This is a genomic window from Micromonospora sp. WMMD558 (genome assembly GCF_049315255.1).
Lineage (GTDB): Bacteria > Actinomycetota > Actinomycetes > Mycobacteriales > Micromonosporaceae > Micromonospora.
In genome coordinates this window covers 355,785-376,101 of the sequence record NZ_CP186061.1, presented here as the reverse complement: position 1 = coordinate 376,101, position 20,317 = coordinate 355,785, and the positions used below count along the sequence as shown (strand labels likewise).

The 20,317-nt window shown below is 67.2% G+C and carries 18 protein-coding genes; 11 read left to right on the top strand and 7 right to left on the bottom strand.

Annotated features, from left to right (window positions below; genetic code table 11):
• Window positions 1-46 precede the first annotated feature (46 nt).
• Window positions 47-2,038: a site-specific DNA-methyltransferase gene (locus ACN26Y_RS01740; protein ID WP_422734122.1), complete on the top strand. Its 1,992-nt coding sequence runs from the start codon at window positions 47-49 to the stop codon at window positions 2,036-2,038.
• A complete protein-coding gene (locus tag ACN26Y_RS01735; RefSeq protein ID WP_422734121.1) occupies window positions 2,039-5,140 on the top strand; it encodes a DEAD/DEAH box helicase family protein in 3,102 nt (1,033 codons plus the stop codon). It abuts the gene before it with no gap.
• A 148-nt stretch (window positions 5,141-5,288) separates the two neighbouring features.
• Here ACN26Y_RS01735 and ACN26Y_RS01730 read toward each other — a convergent pair whose 3' ends face one another.
• The 4 genes from ACN26Y_RS01730 to ACN26Y_RS01715 form a co-directional block, all read right to left on the bottom strand.
• Window positions 5,289-6,371 (bottom strand): phospholipase D-like domain-containing protein, encoded by a 1,083-nt coding sequence (locus tag ACN26Y_RS01730; RefSeq protein ID WP_422734120.1) that lies wholly within the window; start codon window positions 6,369-6,371, stop codon window positions 5,289-5,291.
• Window positions 6,372-7,262: 891 nt separating this feature from the next.
• Window positions 7,263-7,778, bottom strand: a complete 516-nt coding sequence (locus ACN26Y_RS01725) for a topology modulation protein (RefSeq protein ID WP_155333756.1) — start codon at window positions 7,776-7,778, stop codon at window positions 7,263-7,265.
• Between the two features lie 65 nt (window positions 7,779-7,843).
• The gene (locus tag ACN26Y_RS01720; protein WP_155333755.1) at window positions 7,844-8,419 is read right to left on the bottom strand and encodes a flavoprotein; all 576 of its coding nucleotides are present in this window, start codon (window positions 8,417-8,419) and stop codon (window positions 7,844-7,846) included.
• Window positions 8,416-9,753, bottom strand: coding sequence for a hypothetical protein (locus ACN26Y_RS01715; protein ID WP_422734119.1), 1,338 nt, complete (start codon window positions 9,751-9,753; stop codon window positions 8,416-8,418). The genes ACN26Y_RS01720 and ACN26Y_RS01715 overlap by 4 nt, the downstream gene beginning before the upstream one ends.
• Before the next feature lie 424 nt (window positions 9,754-10,177).
• Here ACN26Y_RS01715 and amcA (ACN26Y_RS01710) point away from each other — a divergent pair, with 424 nt between their 5' ends.
• From amcA (ACN26Y_RS01710) to ACN26Y_RS01700, 3 genes are all read left to right on the top strand, one after another.
• Window positions 10,178-10,339 (top strand): multiple cyclophane-containing RiPP AmcA, encoded by a 162-nt coding sequence (amcA, locus tag ACN26Y_RS01710; RefSeq protein ID WP_422734118.1) that lies wholly within the window; start codon window positions 10,178-10,180, stop codon window positions 10,337-10,339.
• Between the two features lie 53 nt (window positions 10,340-10,392).
• Window positions 10,393-10,653 (top strand): hypothetical protein, encoded by a 261-nt coding sequence (locus tag ACN26Y_RS01705; protein ID WP_422734117.1) that lies wholly within the window; start codon window positions 10,393-10,395, stop codon window positions 10,651-10,653.
• Between the two features lie 95 nt (window positions 10,654-10,748).
• Window positions 10,749-12,779 (top strand): B12-binding domain-containing radical SAM protein, encoded by a 2,031-nt coding sequence (locus ACN26Y_RS01700; protein WP_422734116.1) that lies wholly within the window; start codon window positions 10,749-10,751, stop codon window positions 12,777-12,779.
• Here the strand turns inward: ACN26Y_RS01700 and ACN26Y_RS01695 are convergent.
• Complete coding sequence (locus ACN26Y_RS01695; RefSeq protein WP_370463377.1) at window positions 12,763-13,251, bottom strand: HAD domain-containing protein; 489 nt, start codon at window positions 13,249-13,251, stop codon at window positions 12,763-12,765. The genes ACN26Y_RS01700 and ACN26Y_RS01695 overlap by 17 nt on opposite strands.
• A gap of 493 nt (window positions 13,252-13,744) precedes the next feature.
• Between ACN26Y_RS01695 and amcA (ACN26Y_RS01690) the strand changes: the two genes are divergently transcribed.
• Window positions 13,745-13,927: a multiple cyclophane-containing RiPP AmcA gene (amcA, locus tag ACN26Y_RS01690; protein WP_422734115.1), complete on the top strand. Its 183-nt coding sequence runs from the start codon at window positions 13,745-13,747 to the stop codon at window positions 13,925-13,927.
• A gap of 62 nt (window positions 13,928-13,989) precedes the next feature.
• The gene (locus ACN26Y_RS01685) at window positions 13,990-14,652 is read left to right on the top strand and encodes a pentapeptide repeat-containing protein (RefSeq protein ID WP_422734114.1); all 663 of its coding nucleotides are present in this window, start codon (window positions 13,990-13,992) and stop codon (window positions 14,650-14,652) included.
• 70 nt (window positions 14,653-14,722) lie between these two features.
• Here ACN26Y_RS01685 and ACN26Y_RS01680 read toward each other — a convergent pair whose 3' ends face one another.
• Window positions 14,723-15,451, bottom strand: a complete 729-nt coding sequence (locus ACN26Y_RS01680) for a hypothetical protein (protein WP_155333750.1) — start codon at window positions 15,449-15,451, stop codon at window positions 14,723-14,725.
• A 175-nt stretch (window positions 15,452-15,626) separates the two neighbouring features.
• Here ACN26Y_RS01680 and ACN26Y_RS01675 point away from each other — a divergent pair, with 175 nt between their 5' ends.
• Complete coding sequence (locus ACN26Y_RS01675) at window positions 15,627-16,712, top strand: DNA glycosylase AlkZ-like family protein (protein WP_155333749.1); 1,086 nt, start codon at window positions 15,627-15,629, stop codon at window positions 16,710-16,712.
• A gap of 12 nt (window positions 16,713-16,724) precedes the next feature.
• On the opposite strand, the gene ACN26Y_RS01670 is transcribed toward ACN26Y_RS01675, so the two are convergent.
• A complete protein-coding gene (locus tag ACN26Y_RS01670) occupies window positions 16,725-17,552 on the bottom strand; it encodes a DUF72 domain-containing protein (RefSeq protein ID WP_230688846.1) in 828 nt (275 codons plus the stop codon).
• 169 nt (window positions 17,553-17,721) lie between these two features.
• Here ACN26Y_RS01670 and ACN26Y_RS01665 point away from each other — a divergent pair, with 169 nt between their 5' ends.
• From ACN26Y_RS01665 to ACN26Y_RS01655, 3 genes are all read left to right on the top strand, one after another.
• On the top strand, window positions 17,722-18,240 hold the full coding sequence (locus ACN26Y_RS01665) for a SigE family RNA polymerase sigma factor (RefSeq protein ID WP_155333748.1): 519 nt from the start codon (window positions 17,722-17,724) through the stop codon (window positions 18,238-18,240).
• Window positions 18,237-19,511, top strand: a complete 1,275-nt coding sequence (locus ACN26Y_RS01660; protein ID WP_155333747.1) for a hypothetical protein — start codon at window positions 18,237-18,239, stop codon at window positions 19,509-19,511. Before ACN26Y_RS01665 ends, ACN26Y_RS01660 begins: the two co-directional genes overlap by 4 nt.
• A 63-nt stretch (window positions 19,512-19,574) precedes the next feature.
• Window positions 19,575-20,315 carry a Clp protease N-terminal domain-containing protein gene (locus ACN26Y_RS01655; RefSeq protein ID WP_155333746.1) on the top strand — a complete coding sequence of 247 codons (741 nt, stop codon included), beginning with the start codon at window positions 19,575-19,577 and terminating at the stop codon, window positions 20,313-20,315.
• Window positions 20,316-20,317: the final 2 nt, after the last annotated feature.

Genomic DNA, 20,317 nt, shown 5'->3' with positions numbered 1-20,317 from the left:
AAACGGCTCCTGGCTCCGTTCCCCGCTGCAGAAGAAAGACATCCCTGTGACCCTGGACTTCGAACCAGTCAACGGCCTGACCGGACCCGGCGAGGCCAAGTCGAACATCGGCCTTCTGGCCCGTCTCTTCCCCGACGCCGTCGTCGATGGCACCGTCGACATCGATGTGCTCCGTGACCTGCTGGGGGACAATGCCGACGCCCCCAACACCGCCGAGGCCTTCGGCCTGCGCTGGCCCGGCATGGCCGAGGCCCGCCGCCTGTCCACCCTCCCCGCGACGGGCACCCTCCTGCCTGAGCCCGAGGAGTCCGTTGACTGGGACACCACATCCAACATCGTGATCGAGGGCGACAACCTTGAGGTTCTGCGCCTGCTGCGGCGCGGATACACCAAGAAGGTCGATGTGATCTACATCGACCCGCCCTACAACACCGGCAACGACTTTGTCTACGACGACAAGCGCACCACCTCCCAGGCCGAGCACGAGACGGCAGCCGGCCAGCGAGACGACGAAGGCGCACTCCAAACCGGCGAAGGCTCCGACCGTGCCCAGGACCGCAAGTCGGCCGCCTCCAAGCACACCGCCTGGCTGTCGATGATGTATCCGCGTCTGCTCGTGGCCCACCACCTGCTCAAGGAGACGGGCGTCATCATCGTGGCCATCGACGATGTGGAGCACGCACGTCTCAAGCTTCTGATGGACCGAGTCTTCGGTGCAGAAAACTTCATTGCCAATGTGACCTGGCAAGGCGCCGTCAAGAGTGATGCAAGGTTCATTGGCGGAGGTCACGACTACATGCTCGTTTATGCTCTGAACGTTCAGTCGCTCATCGCCGCTGACATGAAATGGAGATTTCCGAAGGAAGGCCTTGATGAGGTCCTTGAGCGAGGTGCCTCCTTTTGGGAAGAGTCAGGGCATGATGCCGAGAAGGCGACGCGGATGCTCAGCAAGTGGTGGTCTCAGAATAAGGGTCGGTTCGACCCAGGGCTTGCTGACAATGTCAAAGTGGACACTGATGGGACTTTGATCAAGGTCGACAACATTTCGTGGCCCGGTGGGGGCGGGCCGCGGTATGATGTCCTTCACCCTGTAACGGGCCAGCCCGTAGTGGTACCTGGGCGTGGATGGATCTATTCGGATCCTCGGAAAATGCAGCGCGAGATCGACGAGGGTAGGGTTCTTTTTGGGCCGGACCACACTAGCGGAATCCGCCGAAAGATTCCCCTTGCTCGCATGACGCACCAGGCTATCAAGCCGACCTTTTACAAAGACCGCCGGGCGGCAACCAGGAACCTTGCGAAACTCTTCGACGGTGTGGCGCCTTTTGAGTTTCCCAAGGATGCTGAGGTCATCGGACGTTGGATCAACGTTGTCACCGGCGAAAACCGTGATGCGCTTGTCCTCGACTTTTTCGCAGGTTCTGGGTCTACGGGCCACGCCGTCATGGACCTCAACGCAGCCGATGGGGGAAACCGCCGCTACATCTTGGTCCAGCTTGACGAGCCCGTCGACAAGGACGGCTACGACACGATCGCAGACATCACCCGTGAGCGGCTGCGCCGTGCGGGCAAGCAGATCGTCTCAAAGCTGACCCTCGGTGCTGCAAATATCGACACCGGCTTCCGGTCCTACCGCCTAGCCTCCAGCAATGTTAAGGCCTGGGACGGTACGCCTGACCAGCTCAACCTGCTCGAAGCCGTGGATAACCTCGTCCCCGGGCGCACCACGGATGACCTGCTGGTCGAGATGATGCTGCGCATGGGCGTGGACCTGACCACACCGCTGAAGACGCGCGAGCTCGCTGGCAGTTGGCTGTACAACCTGGCCGGTACGCTGTTTGCCTACTTCGGCACGGGTATGACGGTGGAGCGCGCGAACGAGGTTGCCAAGGCTCTGGTGGCCTGGCGTGACGAGGACCCGGGCGACGCCGACACCACGGTCGTGGTTCGTGACACGGGCTTCGTCGACTCTGCCGCCAAGCTCAACTTCGCCGCTGCTCTTGAGCAGGCTGGCTTTACCACGCTGCGGAGCATCTAAGTGAAATTCTCGTTCGACGCGGACCTCGAATACCAGCGTCAGGCGATCGACGCGGTCACGGGCCTGTTCAGGGGCCAGGAGGTCATGGCCTCCCAGTTCACCGTGCACGCCCATCCGGCCGCCCACGCCGGCTTCGAAGGGTTCTCCGATCGGGGCTACGGCAACATACTTCGCTTGGACCCGGAGACGATCCTGACCAACCTGCACGAGGTGCAGAACCGCGCCGGTCTTACTCCGGAGCCGTCGTTGGACACAATGAACTTCACCATCGAGATGGAGACTGGCACCGGCAAGACGTACGTTTACCTGCGCACCATCTACGAGCTCAACCAGCTCTACGGGTTCACCAAGTTCATGGTGGTGGTGCCATCGGTGGCTATCAAGGAGGGCGTCGAGACGTCCATCCGGATGCTGCGCGAGCACTTCGGAGCCCTGTACGGCAACCCTCCGGTGAACTTCTTCCAGTTTGACGGCAGCAACCTCTCTCGCGTGCGCTCGTTCGCCACCTCGCCGAGTATCGAGATCATGATCGCCACGGTCGCGGCGATCAATAAGAAGACCAACAAGATCTACCAGCCGGCCGAGGACCTCGACTTTGAGGTGCCCGCTGACTTGATCCGGGCCACGAAACCGATCATCGTCGTCGACGAGCCGCAGAGCGTGTACGGCGATACCGGTACCGGCAAGAAGAAGGGTGCAGGTCGCAGCGCGCTGGAGGACTTTAACGCCCTGGCCACCCTGCGCTACTCGGCCACCCACGCCAAGGGTGATAGGGCCAACCTCGTCTACCGCCTAGACGCCATCGCCGCCTACGAAAAGCAGCTGGTCAAGCAAATCGAGGTCGACTCCCTGGTCACATCCGCCAGCGGGACAACCCCGTACATCAAGCTGCTCGGAGTGACGCGAGGCAGGGGTGGAGCGATCACGGCACGCGTCGAGGCGGACGTCGAGCAGGGCAACGAGATCAAACGCAAGACTGTCACTGTGGACACCACGTCACGCAAAAATCTCGCGGACGTGACCGGCCGTGACCTGTATAAGAATCTCACCGTGGTCGCCATCAACGCGGCCGAGGGACATGAGAGCATTTCCTTCGACACCGTTGCGCAGCCGTTGAACGTTGGCGATAGCGTTGGCGCCGAGGTTAGCATCGCTGAGCGATCCCGCCAGATGATCGCCCAGACCATCCGGCAGCACCTGCTTAAGGAGCAGGAGTTCGCGAGCCACGGGCGCGACATCAAGGTGCTTAGCCTTTTCTTCGTTGACTCCGTGGCCAAGTACCGCGAGTACGGCCCCGACGGTGAGGCGCATCCCGGTGAGTACGCGCGGATCTTCGAGGAGGAGTACGCGCGCATCGCCTGTGAGCCGGAGTTCAACACCCTGCTGGGCGGCAGCGCTGCCGACAAGGTTGCGAAGGAGGCCCACCAGGGGTATTTCTCCGTGGACCGTCGCGTGGGAGGTGCCGAGGTGTTGGTGGACACCAAAGAGACCACCGACAAGGGACGCCAGCAGGCTGGTCTGGCCTACGAGCAGATCATGCGAGACAAGGTGGGGCTGACCACTCCGGGCACCCCCCTCCGGTTCATCTTCAGCCACTCCGCGCTGCAGGAAGGTTGGGACAACCCCAACGTCTTCCAAATCTGCGTCCTGAGAAACATGGGCACCGAGCGGTGGAGGCGCCAGTCCATTGGTCGTGGCCTGCGCCTGTGTGTAGACGGGTCCGGTAACCGTGTGCACGGCTTCGACATCAACCGCCTTACTGTGATCGCGAACGAGTCCTACGAGGAGTTCGCCGAACGTCTCCAGCGCGAGATGGCCGACGACCTGGACATTCAGTTCGGCGTCATCACCGTGGACGGCTTCGCGCGACTGTCCTTCAAGGCAGAGAACGGGAACGTCGTTTCGGTCGGCTCGGCCGCCGCGCACCTGCTGTACCAGGCCCTGTTGTCCGAGGGGTACGTCGACCTTAGGGGAAAGGTGCAGGACAGCCTGCGCCAGGCCGTGCAGACCGGCGACGCGAATCTCGCGAAGGTAGTCAGCGAATCCGTGGATTCCGAGGCCGCGACCAAGGCAGTGCTCGGACTCATTAAACGCCTGACCAAGCCGATCGACGTCAAAAAGGCCGGCAAACGCGTTTCAGTGCCCCTCGTCCAGGAACGCCTGGAGAGCCCCGAGTTCCAGGAACTGTGGGACCGTATCCAGCACCGCACGGAGTACCGAGTCGTGGTTGATGAAGCCGATCTGCGTGCCGCAATGGTCAGGGCGCTGCGCGGCATGCTTCCAGTGCCCAAGCGTCGGGGAGAGTGGGTCACGCATCGTGTGGAGCGTATTGACCAAGGTGGCATGACCGCGGAAGCCGCCGCAGCGCGCCGTACGGACGTCACCTACGCCGACAGCGAGGACCTGCCCGACATTCTGTCTGTTCTTGCAGACCGAACCCAGCTGACCCGTGCCACGCTCGCTCACGTCCTTACCGAGTCCGGCACGCTCGGGCAGTTCCGCGACAACCCGCAGGCCTACATCGATCAGGTAGCCCGCCAACTCAACATCACCAAGGCTGACTTCTTGGTCAAGGGACTGCGCTACGAACTGGTGGACTCCTCCCGTCCCGAAGCAGACCGCCGGTACGCGCTCAGCCTGCTTCGCGAGGCCGAGGTCGCCGGGTACACCGGCTCCGGAGGTAACATCGTCTCCGACGCGGAGGGCAATGCGATCTCGTTCGAGAGGAATTCCGTCTACCGGTACCTGGTCGTCGACTCGAACAGGGAGAAGGACTTCGCGCTTGCGCTGCTGCGGCGCTCCGAGGTCAAGGCCTTCGTGAAGCTGCCATCCTCATTCACGATCCCGACCCCCCTGGGACGCTACAACCCTGACTGGGCGCTGACCGTTGAACGCACCGATGGCAATCGCTACATCATCTTCGAGACCAAGGGCGTCAACGAGATCGCATTGCTCCGTCCCACAGAGCAGGGAAAGGTCGTTTGCGCCCGCATCCACTTCGACGCGGTCAAGCGCGGCATCGGGATCAATGACCTCGAGTACGAGGTCGTCAACGGCATTGACGCAGCGAACGCCGTCATGGAACGAGACACTCCTCCGTAACCCCGGTGGTCGCGGGCGGGATGCCAGGAGCGGGCCGCAGGTAGGCTCGTCTCACAATGCGACAAACGGTCCGCCCCCGAGCAAGGATTGCTGAGCGACCGAAGCAGCTGTCCAGCACCTTATTGCAGAGCCGACATGAATGGGGCCTCTAGATAAGCCCGCATAAGCGACTTGAATTCTGACCAAGTCGAAAAATTTGCTCAGTTGCCACCGACTCCCGTTGCCAGGCCCTAGCGGCACCGCTGTCCGGATGGGCAGCCGTTACGATGAAGACTCCGCTGGCGGCACGCTGGAACAGCACGACGGTGTTCGCCCACTCAAGGCTCCCGACACCGGCCTCGGCAAGCATCCGCGGCGTGGGTAAATTGATCCGCTCCATGCCGTTATCACCGTGCCAGGCAAGTGATCGCGTCCATGGTGAGGAATTGTCGACCACAAGGCCAATTTCTCCGATAGTTTGCTGGTTTCGGTTGTAGCGGCGGAAGTCAAATCCGAAGAATCGAGACGCATATCTGGGAAGCTCTAGCTGCGAGTGCGAGCTGCTAGAACTCATACTGCCGGCGTCCAGCCAAAGCGCACTGAAGTCGGCTGGGCGGACCTCCCCGTCAAGGACGGCATCGCTGAAGAGGCGCAGGTCATCGAGATGAGGTGCTCCGTCAGGGGCGGCTGCTTCAACTGGTTCCGGTACTTGAGGTGCACGCGTTCGCTCGTAAGCCCTAAGCGACGGCTCGTCTAGAAGTTCTGACGTCGCAAATAACTGTTCCCACGCGGTGTCAAGCTCTCCACTCACTGGCGCCTTGACGACCACACCCATTTCCGTGTTGACCGTGAGGGCACGGCGGCTGAGGTTCGCAGAGCCAACGAACGCTCTCCTCTTTTTCGGTGTGCAGACGATGTACGTTTTCGGATGCCACGACGTGGCGTCTGACCGTCGCTCCGATGTGTGCAATCCGAGAATTGCGACTCTTACTTCAAAGCCATGCCGTAACAGCAAGCGGAGGGCGTCGGGCTCGGTTCGCCCGTAGTCAAACGTTGTGATCAGTGTCTTCTCGGCTGCTCTCCAAGTAGGACCACCCGCAGCCGTTGCGATATCGCCAATCAAGGCTTTTACCCCTGCCGTTGTTACGTAGGCTACTGCGATGCGTAATGCCGTTACGTGGTTGTCGACGAGCTCGGTTATCGCCCGCAGCACCGCGTGTGGCCGGAGCGGGTCCTGGAAGATCACAGTCACTGGTGTGGTGTATCACAGCAAGCGAGGAAGTGATAGGGGTATCCGGGGCTCGCTGGCTTGGCGCGAGACATCATTTCGTCGCGCCTGGTCGCATGACAGTAAATTGGTCCAAACCCGACCGTCTGGCCCATTTTGCAACGGATGGCTCGTACGCGACCGCGCCGGGGGCCGGATGGGAGCAGACCGTCCGACCCGCCCATGCTCCCTGATCGGGCCGACGGGGTCATCGGAACCCAGATGGCTGACGACCAGCAGCGGGAAGCATGGTGCGCTTTCCACGCCGAGCGTGCCAACCTGCGTGTGGTGTCAATCCAGGCGAACCTTGTCGTTGCTGCGGCGTGGCCAAAAAACGCGCCACGGGCGGCGTCGAAGATCGGGCATGATATTCGCAGCGTCACGAGAATCGGGACGACAGTGCAGCCAAGCAGTTACTGGTCAGGACGAGCGCCGAATTTCCGGAGGAACCACCAACCCGCCTGTACCCAACCCTCGCAGCCCGACGAGCAGTGAGTGATGCGCCATGGCAGCTCCATCTACGGGCGGGTGTTGGTGCTCGACGGGTGCTCGGGTGCCATGGACGGACCCATGGTCGGGTGGACTGATTGGGGCGTTGACCCGACTGAGTCAAGCCACAACCGCGAACAGATGGATTCGCGCGACTTGGTTGGACCCAACGACTAGACAGAGACAATCTCTTAATCCGCGGGTTCGGGGTTCGAGTCCCTGGCGGCGCACCAACGAGCAAGGCCCTGACCTGGTAGTTCCCTGCCGGTCGGGGCCTTTTTCGCGTACGCCGGTGGTGGGTGGTCGCTCGGTGGGTGCTCGGGAGCCGTTGGACCTGTTCGGTGTCGGTTGGACGCGGTCGGCTCCTCGTGGAAGCCCGAGGCCAGGTCACCGGTTTGTCTCCCGTTTGATTCGGTCGATGAGCCGGTTGGTGTGCCGCCGGCTGGTGAGAGTGATGAGCCGGACCTGCACTCCATGTTCTTGAAGCAGGTGACGGATGCGGGGGCGCATGGTGCGCCGGTAGCCGAGGATGTAGCGGACGAAGTTCCAGGTGATCCGGTCGTAGACGCCGTCGGTGGGGTGTTGGCCGCCGTGGTAGCGCCACCGGCGTTCAGCGATGCCCCACAGGCATGTCCTGGCTGGCAGGTCGAGAAAGATCACGGTGTCGGCGGCGGCGAGCCGGATCGGCAGGGTGCCGGCGTAGTTGCCTTCGATGATCCACCGCTCGCCGGTGACGAGTTTCTCCTGCTGGACGGCGAACTCGTCCTTGGGTACGGGATTCCACTGCTCGTCGTAATAGAGCGCGTCGAGGTGGATGAGCGGCGCGTCGAGGATCTGCGCGAGTTGCCGGGCGACGGTGGACTTGCCGCTGCCACCGCAGCCGATGATGGCGATTCGGTCCACGGCTTTCAACGCTAGCGGCGAGACGCACCGAGCCTGGCGCGACACGGTGGCTGACTCGTTTGCGGTCAGGCGTGGCCGGAAGCGGCCGGTCGAGACCCGTGGGCGAGCTGGGCGGCTGTCTCGAAAGCCACCGTCCAGGGGAAGGCTTTCTGCCGCTCGTTGCCGCTGCCGGGCGGGTGCGGTTCCCACTGGTCTTCGGGGCCGAGCAGGACACGTACCCCCTCGTCGCGGAGGCTGGCGACGGCGTGCCGGGACGGTGTCCGGGCGGCGAGGGCGGCGTTGACGAACGGGACGATGACGGTCGGCACCTGTCTGCCGATCAGCTCGGCGACCAAGGTCATGGCGTAGTTGTCGGCCAAGCCGAGAGCGATCTTGTTGACCGAGTTGTAGGTCGCAGGAGCGATGACCAATGCGTCGGTTGCGGGAAGCGACCGGCGGATGCCGGGCGACGACTGGTAGGTCGAACGGACCGGATGACCAGTGAGGCTCTCGAGCGGCTGCGGGTCGATGAAGCCCATCGCGCTCGGTGTGGCCGTGACCGCCGCTGTCCAGGATCGCCGCTGTGCAGCCTTGACGAGCTGGGTCACATCGGCGGCCGGACCGGCACCGCAGACGACGATCTGGAGGTGACCGCCGGTCACAACCGGATCCCGGCGTTGCGGGCGAAGCCGGCAGCGGCGGTGCGGACGGAACCGTTGGCGAGCATGGCGAGGTCGCCGGCGATGCGTTGGACCGCCGGGCGGCAGCGGATCTCCTCGGGTGCCACCTCGTACGCGGTGCGCAGTGCGTTGAGGCCGTGCTCGTAGCGGCCCCACTGCGTGTAGGCGCGTGCCACGTCGACATACAGAGACGCCCGGCGCTCGGCCAGCGTCACCTTGTCCAGCGGCACCGTGCGGGCGATCGCGATGGCCGTTCCGGCGTCGCCGAGGGTCAGTGCGATGTTGACCCGGTGCAGCAGGACGTTGGTGGCCCCGAAGCCGGTCCACCGGTCGTTGCCGTCGTAGCCGAGGCGGGTCGCGGCGCGGGTTGCCTCATCGAGCATCGCGTGCGCGGTGCCCCGGTCGTCTCGGCGGGCGGCGGCGATGGCCCCTCGGAGGACGAGGGCGCCGTGGACGGCCACCGCATCGGACGACGTGAGGCCGGTGTCCCGGTCGAGCGAGTCGGCGGCGTTGCCGGCGAGGGTCATCGCTTGGGCGTCGTGGCCGTTGCTCATGAGCGCGTGGGTCATGATCCGGGCGCTCGCGGCGATCGCCACCGGATCCTGGCTCATGGCAGCCGCCTGAGTGCTCCGTTCGGCCGCCACCAGGGCCATCCCGCGATCGTCCAGCTTCAGCAGGACGCTGCCGACGACGTGGTACAGGTCGGCGGCCAGCACCTCGACCTGCGAGCGCTGTTCGCCCGTTACGCCGGACCGCACCGCATCGAGGGACGGCAGTAGCGCCACCAGCCGATCGAGTACGTGCGCGTACCGGCATGCCTGATAGTCGGTTTTGGCACTGGCGACAGCTCGGGATAGCTGCGGTACGGACAGTGTCCCACCGTCGGGGTGCGCTGGCGTGACGAGGGCGTCGAGCAACGACGCCACGTTGGGCGCGGCGGCGACGCCAATCGCCGCTCCGCTTAGAAGCTGCCTGCGCCGCACGTCGCCATCCGAGCCTGAGTCACCGTCTCCGTTATCGTCAGTATCCGCATCCCGGCCGGTGTCCGGCCCACCCGCACCCACAAGTGCACCGTCGGTGCCGGCCACGCGCAACGCGTCGAAGCGTTCCCGTACCTCAGGTGTGGCGCGGGACAGCACGGTGTCCAGCGCGGCCTGCATGTCCGCGCGGGGGAGCACCTTGTCGCCCTGGCTGCTCCACTTGGCCACGGTCCGCCGCGCCGCGCCGAGGTGCTCGGCGAAGGCGATCACGCTCATCCGCAACGCATGGCGGAGCGCGTTCGCGTCCTGGCCGGTCCAGGTCGTCACCGTAGCCATCGCACGTCCTTCCGGAACGGACAGTCACCGGTGGAGCTGATGGTAACCGCACACGCGGTGACCGCAGGTGCACCGCCGGTGCACCGGCGAGACATTCCGTCGGTCCACCGCCCAAGCCAGCCTGGATGTGCCGACGCGTCGATCCCAGCGGTGCGGCGGTGGGCCAGCGGCAATCTCACGGCAGGGAGACCCAGATGGACGTGCCGATCGGCAATAGGTCGGAGCGCGACCTGACGCACCGGCTGGCACTTACGCCGGGCACTTCGTCGACCGCACGGGTGACTCTCCGTTCGCGTACCGTCAGCAGGGCTGCGTGGGCGGATGAGGTGCGGTGTGCTCCCAGCCGCTGGCCGACGCCGGTGGGCTTGCCGGGACGCCGGCAAGCCCACCGCGCACAGGGGTCAGCACCGGCCGGAGACCGGCCATGACTGTGTACATGTCGCGGTACGCCGTGACCGGCGAGCTGACGACAGAACGCGCAGCAGTTCCGGCGTCGGCGGAACCAGATTCGACCGACCTACCGCTGTTGACACACGTCTGGCGGGTCTTGTTCGAGCAACAGGCGCGGAAGCGCCGCGGCCGATGAATACGAACGGAACCGGTGCAGCCGCGTAGGAGCGGCCGTTACCGGCAGAGCACTTGCCGCTGCGTCCGCTCTGGCTGTGCCGCCGCTGCGGGCAGCCCTGGCCCTGCGGACGGGCACGGCTCGCCCTGCTGGCCGAATACCGCGACAACCGGGTCGGCCTCTTCGTCTACCTGGCCGGTCTTCTCCATGAGGCCATCGAGGACCTGCATCGGCTCAACCCGAGCACTACTGGCGACGTCACGGACCTGTTCGACCGCTTCCTCGGCTGGCCCGCCCGGCACCACGGCGGGGCCGGATCCACCACGCCGCGCTGACCGGGATCTCTCGCCCTCTCACCGCTCTCTCCTGCTGCCGCTGCCGCAGGGGCGGCGACGCACGCCCATGCCCAACCCCGTCACGGAGGTGTTCCATGCGTGACCTGCCATCGTCCGTCCACGACCGGCTGTTGTACGCCTGCGCGCACGCCACCGACTGCACCCCGCCCCGTCCCGAGCCGTTGGCGGCGGTGCCGTTGGAGGATCCGTACGCCCTACGCGCCGCTTTGAGCTTGGCAATGAGGAAGGAGCGGACGGTAGTGGTGACCGGAACCCTGGACCGCAGGCTGGTCCTCATCCAACAACCGCCAGGACAATGGACGGCCGCCGATCTTTCCGGGCAGCCACACCGCAGCCGGGAATGGCCCACGTGGACCGCCGACCACCTGAGGGTGGTCGACCCGGACAGTTGGCTGTCCGCCGCGCAGCTCACTCCAGAGGGCCAGCGACGGCTGCTACGGCCGAGGCTGCTGTTGACGTCGCTTTACCACCCGGAACACTTCCCACTTCCTCGGTTTCCGTTGGCGATCTCCGACCTGGCCCGAGCTGCCCGGTCGACCCTGCTCGGGCAGGTCGAACTGATGGATATGCAGCTCGGTTCCGGGCTGGAAGACATCGTCGATCGGGTCCGCGACGGGGTGGAGGTGCTGGGCGTGTCGGTGACTTTCGGCCAGCATGACCTCGCCGTCCGCCTCTTGGACGCGGTCACGGCCCTCGACCGGCCGCCCCTGGTGGTCGCCGGTGGCTCGCTGACCGTGCGTAACGAGCGGATCTTGCTGGACCGCTATCCGAACCTGCTCATCTGCAGGGGAGCGGGAGAGCCGACGATCGCCGACGTGCTGGCTCACTGGCATGGCGATCTGGACGTCGAGCAGATACGCGGCTTCGGTTTCCGGGGCACCAGGCGGTCGCGCACCGTGCTGCCGGTCAACCTTTCCCGCAGGACCGCGACCGTGGCGAACCGGTCGCAGACCGACATGTGGCCGGAACTGGATCTGCTTGACCGTACTTTTGCGCACCGTGGGGTCGCACAACTCGAGTCGTCGAGGGGCTGCACCAACTACTGCTCGTTCTGCCCCCGCGGGCACAAGGGGCAATGGGCGGGGGCGCGTCCCGACGCGTTGCCCTGGCTCCTGCGTCAGATGGGGGCGGTGTTCGACCGGCACCCGGATCTGAACAGGACGATCTACCTGGTCGACGAGGAGTTCATCGGACGCGGCGATGACGCTGTCACCCGCGCCCTGCAGGTCGCGGACACCCTCGCCCAGGCGGGCTTCACCTGGGAGACGAGCTGCCGGGTCGACCAGGTCGTCCGTCCCGACCGTGACCGAGCCTGGCACCTCGACCGCGGTCACCTCTGGCGGGGCCTGGTTGAGCGGAAGTTGCGGCGTTGCCTGTTCGGCGTGGAGTCGGGGGTGACCTCGATCCTGGACCGCTTCAACAAGGAGACCACCGGCGACCAGAACGCTCTGGCCATCCGCACCCTTACCGCATTGGGCGTTCCGCCGCGATTCACCTACATCACCTTCGACCAGTTGATGACCGCAGCCGAGCTACGTCAGACGTACGCCTTCCAGGGCCGCACCGACCTGTTGCTGCAACCACAACCCCAGCTGAGTGTCGCCGAGATCATCGATGGGATCCACGACGAGCGGTGGGTGGCCGCCCACACCTCAGGACGCCCCTTCTACACGGGCATCAGCTATCTGCTCGTGGGCATGGAATGCCTGATCGGTGCCGCCTACACCCGCCGTGCTGAAGCGGCCGGACTCACCGGACGCGCCGACCCGTCGATGGGAAGGGTCGAGGCCCGCTACGCGGACTGGCGCATCGGGGTCCTCGCCCGCCGCTCCCAGCTGTGGATCGACCGAAACTTCGCGCTGGACTACACCCTCAAGTCGTTGGAGAAGATCCTCACCGGCCGGCCGTACGCCATTGTCCGCGACCTGCGTCGGCTGCTGAAGGACGCCGCCTACCGATTGTTGGGCACGATGCTCGACGAACTCTTCCGCACCGATCCGAGCGCTAGGGACGACGGTGATCTCGACGCGCGATGCCAGGACGCGGCCGACGCTCTCCTGATCCAGCTGCGCAGCGATGAAGCTCGCCCTACGGCGCCTGCATGAGCCAGCTCTCGATGGCAGTGAAGTCGTGCTCGGTCAGCCCGCGACGTTGGTCAACCCGCTGTAGCAGGGCCGGGCCATGGTGATGAGTCAGTACCCACTGCTGATCGGTGTGGGAGATCTCGTCGTCGACCCAGACGAAGGGGCGTCCCTGCGCCCACTCGACAAGTCCACGGGTCTTCCAGTGCAGGACGCCCACCTCGTCGGAGTCGGGCCAGTCCACGACGGGCAGGGTCGGCAGCCCGAGCAGCGGCGCGAGCACATCGTTCGCGTCGCTCATCCAGGTCGTCGCCCACACAAGGTCACACGGCAGGGCCCCCAGTCGGCGGCCGTGTTCCGGATTGACCTTGTGCAGCAGGGGATGGGCGTCGGCCGGTAAGTCTGGTGCCTCGGTGTGGCCACCCGGCATGCCCGGCTGAGCCGCCGTGGGTGTTCCGAACGGGATGAGGGTGTCGTCCACGTCAAGGAATAGCAATGGACGCGGCGCAGGGTCGGACATGACCCAAGAGGCTAACCCTCACCCCGCCGCCAACTACCTCCGCGCCCTTCCCACGCTCATTCGTCTCGCCGCGTTCCCGGCGGCCGGCAGGCGGGCGCCGCTGACGGTGACCACGGCAGGAGCGGTGCCGGGATGACGCTCACCGGGACCTTCCGCTCCGGCGGCGCTGTCGTGCCCGGCCACGCCACCAGCATTACATCCCACACCTCAACCAAAGGAGTTCTCGTGCTTCCAACGACACCGTCACCTACTGCCGTAGGCATTGGCAGTGATGAGTTCCGGCTTGATCCCCGTTCGGGGGTCGGGCTCGACGTCAGCGTTGACGTCAGTCTTCAGCCGGACCCCCGAACGGACCCCCTCTTCCCTCTCACACAGCAGGTCAGCCCCTCTGTCAGCGCTGGAGACTTGTCCTGCGATAGACCCTGCCTGGTCTCGGGTCTCTCCCCCTCACCCCTCAAGGAGGAGCACCATGACCAACGCTCTCGCGGTCCTCGTCAACGCCGCACCCGAGCAACTCGCCCGCCTCGGCGTCAACCCGCAGCGGTCGGTAGCGTCGATCGACGCGGCGAAGTTCGACAACCGCCCCACCTGGGATAACAAGGGTAAGTTCGACAGCCGACCCGGCTGGGACAACTGGAACAAGAAGAAGTAGCAACCACCACGGGGACGAGCGGGTTGGCGTGCCCACCCCGCGCCCACACAGGTTGAGGACACATGCGTACCACCACGATCGGCGACGTGAAGGTCCTGTTGCCGGACCTCGAACCGGACGACCTCGACACCACCACGGACCTCGCCGGCGGCCTCACCGAGGCCCTCGTCGAGGGCGCAGCGTGGCACGGCTCGCGCCTTGAGGACGTCAGCATCCGTAGCAGCCTTATCACCGGCGTGGACCTGAGCGAGAGCACCTGGGAGGCGGGCAGCCTCTTCGGCTGCGAGTTCACCCGCACCGACTTCTCCGGCGCGACCCTGACCGGCATCACCATCGAACGGTGCGCCATCACCGGCTCCCGGTTCACTCGCACCAGACTCACCGACGTACGCCTCAAGGACGTCCTGTTCGACGGCTGCCGCTTCGACTACGCCACCTTCCACCGCGTCACCGCCGCCGGCTCGGTCGCGTTCACCGACTGCACTCTCACCAACGGCGCGTGGTCATCCTGCCGACTACCGCGCATCGCACTGCGGTCGTGTGACCTCGCTGGCCTGGAACTGGACTCCTGCCACCTCGACGGCACCGACCTGAGAGGCAGCCGGCTCCACGGTCTCAAGACGTCCCTCGACAACCTGCGCGGCGTCACCCTCGGCCAGGACCAACTGCCTGACCTCACCCAGCTGGCCGTCGCCGCCCTTCACCTCACCGTACGCAGGGAATGAGTCTGGAGAGGCATCGTGCTCGCTGGACGCAGAGTCGTATTCGTCCACCTCCGCACAGGCTGGTGTGGGCTCACAGCGTTGGCGGCGGGCACCGGTCGGGAAGCGTGACCTGCCCTGGCAGGTGCCGGAACGTGTCCATCGTGAACCACTCGTCCAGCGCGGGATCGTAGAGGTTCTGGATGCCGAAGTGCAGCACCTGCCGCCACCGGCTCGGGTCCCGCTGGTCGACGTAGACGTCACCGAGCGCGAGCGGGATCCGGGGAAACGCGCCCGGCTGGGTGGAGCCCGCGACGACACCGACCCGCCAGTGATGGACGTGCCGGTCGTGGTGCCCCTGCAGGATCTCCGGTCCGACGAATCGGGCGGTCTTCAGCAGGTCGTTGAACATGTGGCGGTTGAAGAATCCCACCCGGTGGCAGGGCTGCGGCGGCTCCAGCGGGATGTTCGGCCACTTGTAGGTGAGCGTGTAGAGCGTGTCGCGGTAGATCAGGTTGGTGAACCAGATCGGGTGCTGTGGGCCCCCGGCGATCATCTGACTGTCGCCGTTTCTCCCCTCCCAGGTGAAGGGGACGTCGATGCCGAGGTCGCGGACGATGTACCGCCCCGCGCCCTGGAAGTCCGCCGGGAGTCGCGGGGGACGTGGCTCTTCCGGCGCGGCGGACGTGGCGTCTTCAGCCGCAGCCGCAGCCGCAGCCGTGCCGGGATGGGCGAGGGCCATGGCTGGTGCGGTCGCGGCGATGGCGACCAAGCCGCCGACAGCCGCCGAAACGAGTGCCCGAAGTGCTCGATTCGGTGCCATGTCCCCTCCGCAAGCGTGGAACGGTTCGATGGCGCTGCCGCTCCGACAGCGCTGCTCCTGCGAGCGTAAAGTCGGCGAATCCGAGCCAGGTTGAATCGGAGAGAAAGTCGTCTTTCGGGTCGGATGGGACGGGCGGGCGTTCCCCGTCAAACTGCGGCGCCACTAGGGTCGTCGCATGGCCGCCCATCGTCTGGACCGGGACGAAGCCCGCCGGATCGCGATCCACGCCCAACTGCTCGACGCCCCGCGCCCGACCGACCTCGTCGGCGTCGTCGACCGCCTGACCGTCCTGCAGATCGACCCCACCGCGGCCATCGCTCCCAGCGCCGACCTCGTCCTGTGGAGCCGGCTCGGGTCGACCTACGACCCGGCCGACCTGACCAGGGCCATCGAGCGCGACCGCACCCTCGTCGAGACCGTCGCCTACGTCCGGGTGCCGCGCGACCTTCCCGCCGTGATCGCCGAGGTGCGGGACGGGGCACATCCGTCCACGGTGGCATGGCTAAAGAAGAACGAGCCGTTCCGGCGCGACATCGTCGCGCTGCTGGAGAAGAACGGCCCGCTGCTGTCCCGCGACATTCCCGACACCAGCGTCGAGCCCTGGCCGTCCTCGGGTTGGACCAACAACCGGAACGTCACGAAGATGCTCGAGTGCCTCGCCCTCCGCGGGCAGGTCGCGATCTCCGGTCGCAAGGGGCGGCAGCGCTACTGGGACCTTCCCCAGCGCGTGTTCCCCGCGGACCTGCCGACGTTGGACCGGGCGGCCGCCGCCCGGCACCGCGACGAACGCCGGCTCGCGGCGCTCGGCATCGCCCGGTCGGGCGGGCCGCAGATGCCGGGCGAGTCGCCGTACGTCGGCGACGCCGGTGAGGAGGCCGTCGTCGACGGTACGCCGGGGACGTGGCGGGTCCACCCGGCGTACCTGGACCTGCCGTTCACCGGGCGTACGGCGCTGCTGTCGCCGTTCGACCGGCTCGTGCACGACCGTGTCCGCGCGGAGCAGCTCTTCGACTTCGAGTACGTCCTCGAGATGTACAAGCCCAGGGAGAAGCGGCGGTGGGGCTACTTCGCGCTCCCGATCCTTCACGAGGACCGGCTCGTCGGGAAACTCGACGCGACCGCGGACCGCAGGGCCGGCACCCTCGTCGTCAACGCGATCCACCAGGACGTCCCCTTCACCGAGGCGGTGACCGCCGCCGTCCGCGCCGAGATCGCGGACCTTGCCGGGTGGCTCGGACTGGAGGCCACCGGCGGCTTCTGAGCGCCGACCGGGTCAGAAGAGGGTCAGGGGTTCGACCGGGATCGGCTCCGGCAGCGGTTCGAGTTCCGGTACACGGGCGCGTACCTCGTCGTGGAAGCGGCGCGCCAGCACGGGCGCGTCGGCGTTGTCCGGGGTGTGGACGAACACCGTCGGCGAGCGCCCCTCGCGCAGCAACCCGGCGACGACGTCCACCCAGTGCTGCCAGCCCTCGATCGTCCGCGCGACGTCGTCGCGGCCGAGGTACCGGACGATCGGCCGGTCGGTGAGCGCGACCGACCGGCGCGGCACGCGGGGTTTCTTCGTCCAGGCGTCCCGCTCCGCGTCGCTGGTCGGCGGGCTGTCGAAGAAGGCGGTGGTGTCGAACGGGATCCACTCGGCGGCGACGGGGGCGAGAGCCTCCTCGAGGAGCCGCGTGGCGTGTGCGTCGGCGAAGAACGCCGGGTGGCGGACCTCGACGGCGTACCGGTGGGACGCGGGGAGCCGGCGCAGGAAACGGGCGAGCACGGGGACGTCGGCGGGCGCGAAGGACCCCGGCAACTGGATCCAGAGGGCGTGGGCCCGCGGCCCGAGCGGCTCGATCGCGTCCAGGAAGATCCGGAGCGGCTCGTCGACGTCACCGAGACGGCGTTCGTGCGTGACGACCTTCGGCAGTTTGAGTACGAACCGGAAGTCGGGGTCGGTCTGCTGTGCCCACGACGCGACCGTGTCGCGGGCCGGTGTCGCGTAGAACGTGGTGTTGCCCTCGACCGCGGTGCACCAGGCGGCGTAGTGCCGCAGCCGTTCGTGGGACGGCAGCGGATGCGCCAGCAGACGCCCCTGCCACGACCTGTGCGTCCACATCGCGCATCCCACGTGAAGCCGCATGCCGTTCGACATGCGTAGCTCCTACGTCACCTCGCCCGTCGAACGCAAGTCGGGGTGGTGCCACAGGTTTCCCCAGAGCGGATACAACCGGACGGACCACCGGGCCCGTCTGAGGGTGGGACGTCACCGGTTGGAGGAGCGGCGAATGGCAGACGGCGACGACGAGTACGTCGAGTACGTCACGGCGCGGATACCCGCGCTGCGACGGCTCGGTTGTCTCCTCACCGGGGACGAACACCGGGCCGACGACCTGGTCCAGCAGACCATCACCACGCTGTACGTGAAGTGGGCGCGCGCCCGCGCCGCCGACGACCTCGACCGGTACGTGCGCGCGATGCTCGTGCGTGCCTTCATCGACGAGCGGCGGCGGGCGTGGTCCCGGGTACGGCTGTTCGCGGCGCCGCCCGAGCCGCCGCCGGTGCAGAACGCCGGCGCCGAGGACCGGGAGGTCCTCCGCTCCGCGCTGGCCCGCGTGCCGCGCCGGCAGCAGGCCGTGCTGGTGCTGCGGTTCATCTGCGACCTGCCGGTGAACGAGGTGGCGGAGATCCTGGACTGCTCGCCCGGAACGGTGAAGAGCCAGACCTCGCACGGTCTGGCCGCCCTGCGCCGCCTGCTCGGTGAGCGGGCGCCTGTCGCGGCGACGAGAGAGAGGTACGCGGGATGACCGAGCGCGACGACGACCTGGGGCTGCTGCGGTTGGACCGCGAGCCGACCAGCAGGACCACGGTGGACGTGCGGCGGGCGATGACCGACGGCCGGCGGCGGCGCCGGTTGCGGCGCGCCTTCACGTACGCCGGTGCGGGCGGGATGTGCCTCGCCGTGGTGGCCGGCGGCACGCTGGCGGTGCCCGCGCTGCGGACCGACCAGCCCGGCAGGTCGGCGAGCGGGCCCGCCGCGGGACCGCGTGCGTCGGCCGGCGCCGAGCCGACGGCGAGCCCGTCGAGCCGGCCCGGCACGGCTCCGTCGGTCGCCGCGGCGCCCCCGCCGCCGACCCGCTGCGCGATCTCGGCGCTCCCCGTGCCGGACGGGGTGACGATGGCCCTGGTGACCGGGGCCGACCCGACCGGGCGGATCCTGCTCGGCCGCTCGTACCCGCGGAACGGCGAGTACCAGGTCCTCGTGTGGACGGCGGGCAGGGCGACCAAGGTGCCCATGCGGGGGGCCGACCAGACGCTGCAGGACGTCACGACGGGCGGGCTCGCGGTGGGGGCGGCCCACCAGCGGCTGGCGCCCGGCGACGCGGGGTCCGGGCCGGTTCCGTACGCGTACTCGGACGGCAGGCTGACCCGGCTGCGTGGGGTGACCTTCGGCTCGCCCCGCGCCGTCAACGAGGCCGGGAAGATCGTCGGGGTGGGCGAGTCCCTCCGCCCGCTGGTGTGGGCGTCCCCGGCGAGCGAGGCGACCGAGCTGCCGCTGCCCGCAGGGGCGTCCGGCGGCGAGGCGCACGACGTCGACGAGGACGGCACGGTGGTCGGCACGGTCGTCACCGACGGTCGTCGGGCCGAGCGGCCGTACGTGTGGTTCCCCGACGGGTCGCACCGGGAACTGCCGCTGCCGAAGGTCGACGGGGCGACCGGCGCCCGGGCCTTCACGGTCCGCAACGGATGGGCGACCGGTGCGCTCACCGGTGGGGGCGCCGGCGCGGCGTCGGCGGTGCGGTGGAACGTCCGCACCGGTGAGGCGCGGCTGTTCCCCGCGTTCGCCACCCGGGCCAGCACGGCGAACGTGCACGGCTGGCAGGTCGGGACCGACCGACAGGGGCGGGGCCTGTTCCTCTCCGACGCGGGACCGGTGACGCTGCCCGACCTGGCGAAGCACGAGCCGGGCGCGCTGACCAACATCGCGGAGACGGTCAGCGACGACGGTCGCACGATCGGCGGCCAGGCCGACGACGCTTCCGGGACGATCCGGGCGGTGGTCTGGCGCTGCACCTGATCTCGGCCGGGGTGTCGTCAACCCGTGGTTGACGACACCCCGGCGTCAACCTATGGTTGACGCATGACCGAGCCCGTGCAGATGACCAGTCCCGTACGCCTCGACGACCTGATCGGGGCCATCAAGAAGGTCCACCCGGACGCACTTGAACAGCTCGCCAGTGCGGTCGCCGCGGCCGACCACCTCGGCGAGCTCGCCGACCACCTGATCGGGCACTTCGTCGACCAGGCCCGCCGCTCCGGCGCCTCCTGGACGGAGATCGGCCGGAGCATGGGAGTGAGCAAGCAGGCCGCGCAGAAGCGGTTCGTGCCGAAGTCGACCGATGCGCCGCTGGACCCGCAGCAGGGCTTCAACCGGTTCACCGTCCGGGCCCGCAACGTCGTCATGGCCTCGCAGAACGAGGCCCGGGGCACCGGACACACCGAGATCCGCCCCGAGCACATCGTGCTGGGGCTGCTGGCCGAGCCGGAGGCACTCGCGGCGCAGGCGATCGTCGCGCAGGGCGTACCCCTGGAGCGGGTGCGCGAGGCCGCGACGGCCGCACTCCCGCCGACGCCCGGCGGTGAGCTGTCCCCGCTGCTCCCGTTCGACGCGCAGAGCAAGAAGGTGCTGGAGCTGACGTTCCGCGAGGCGCTGCGGCTCGGGCACAACTACATCGGGACCGAGCACATCCTGCTCGCGGTGCTGGAGCAGGAGGACGGCAGTGGTGTGCTGTCCGGGCTCGGTGTCGACAAGGCCGCCGCCGAGGCCCACCTCACGGCCGCGCTCGCCGCGTTGACGAAGCAGGCGCCGACCGGCGAGTGAGG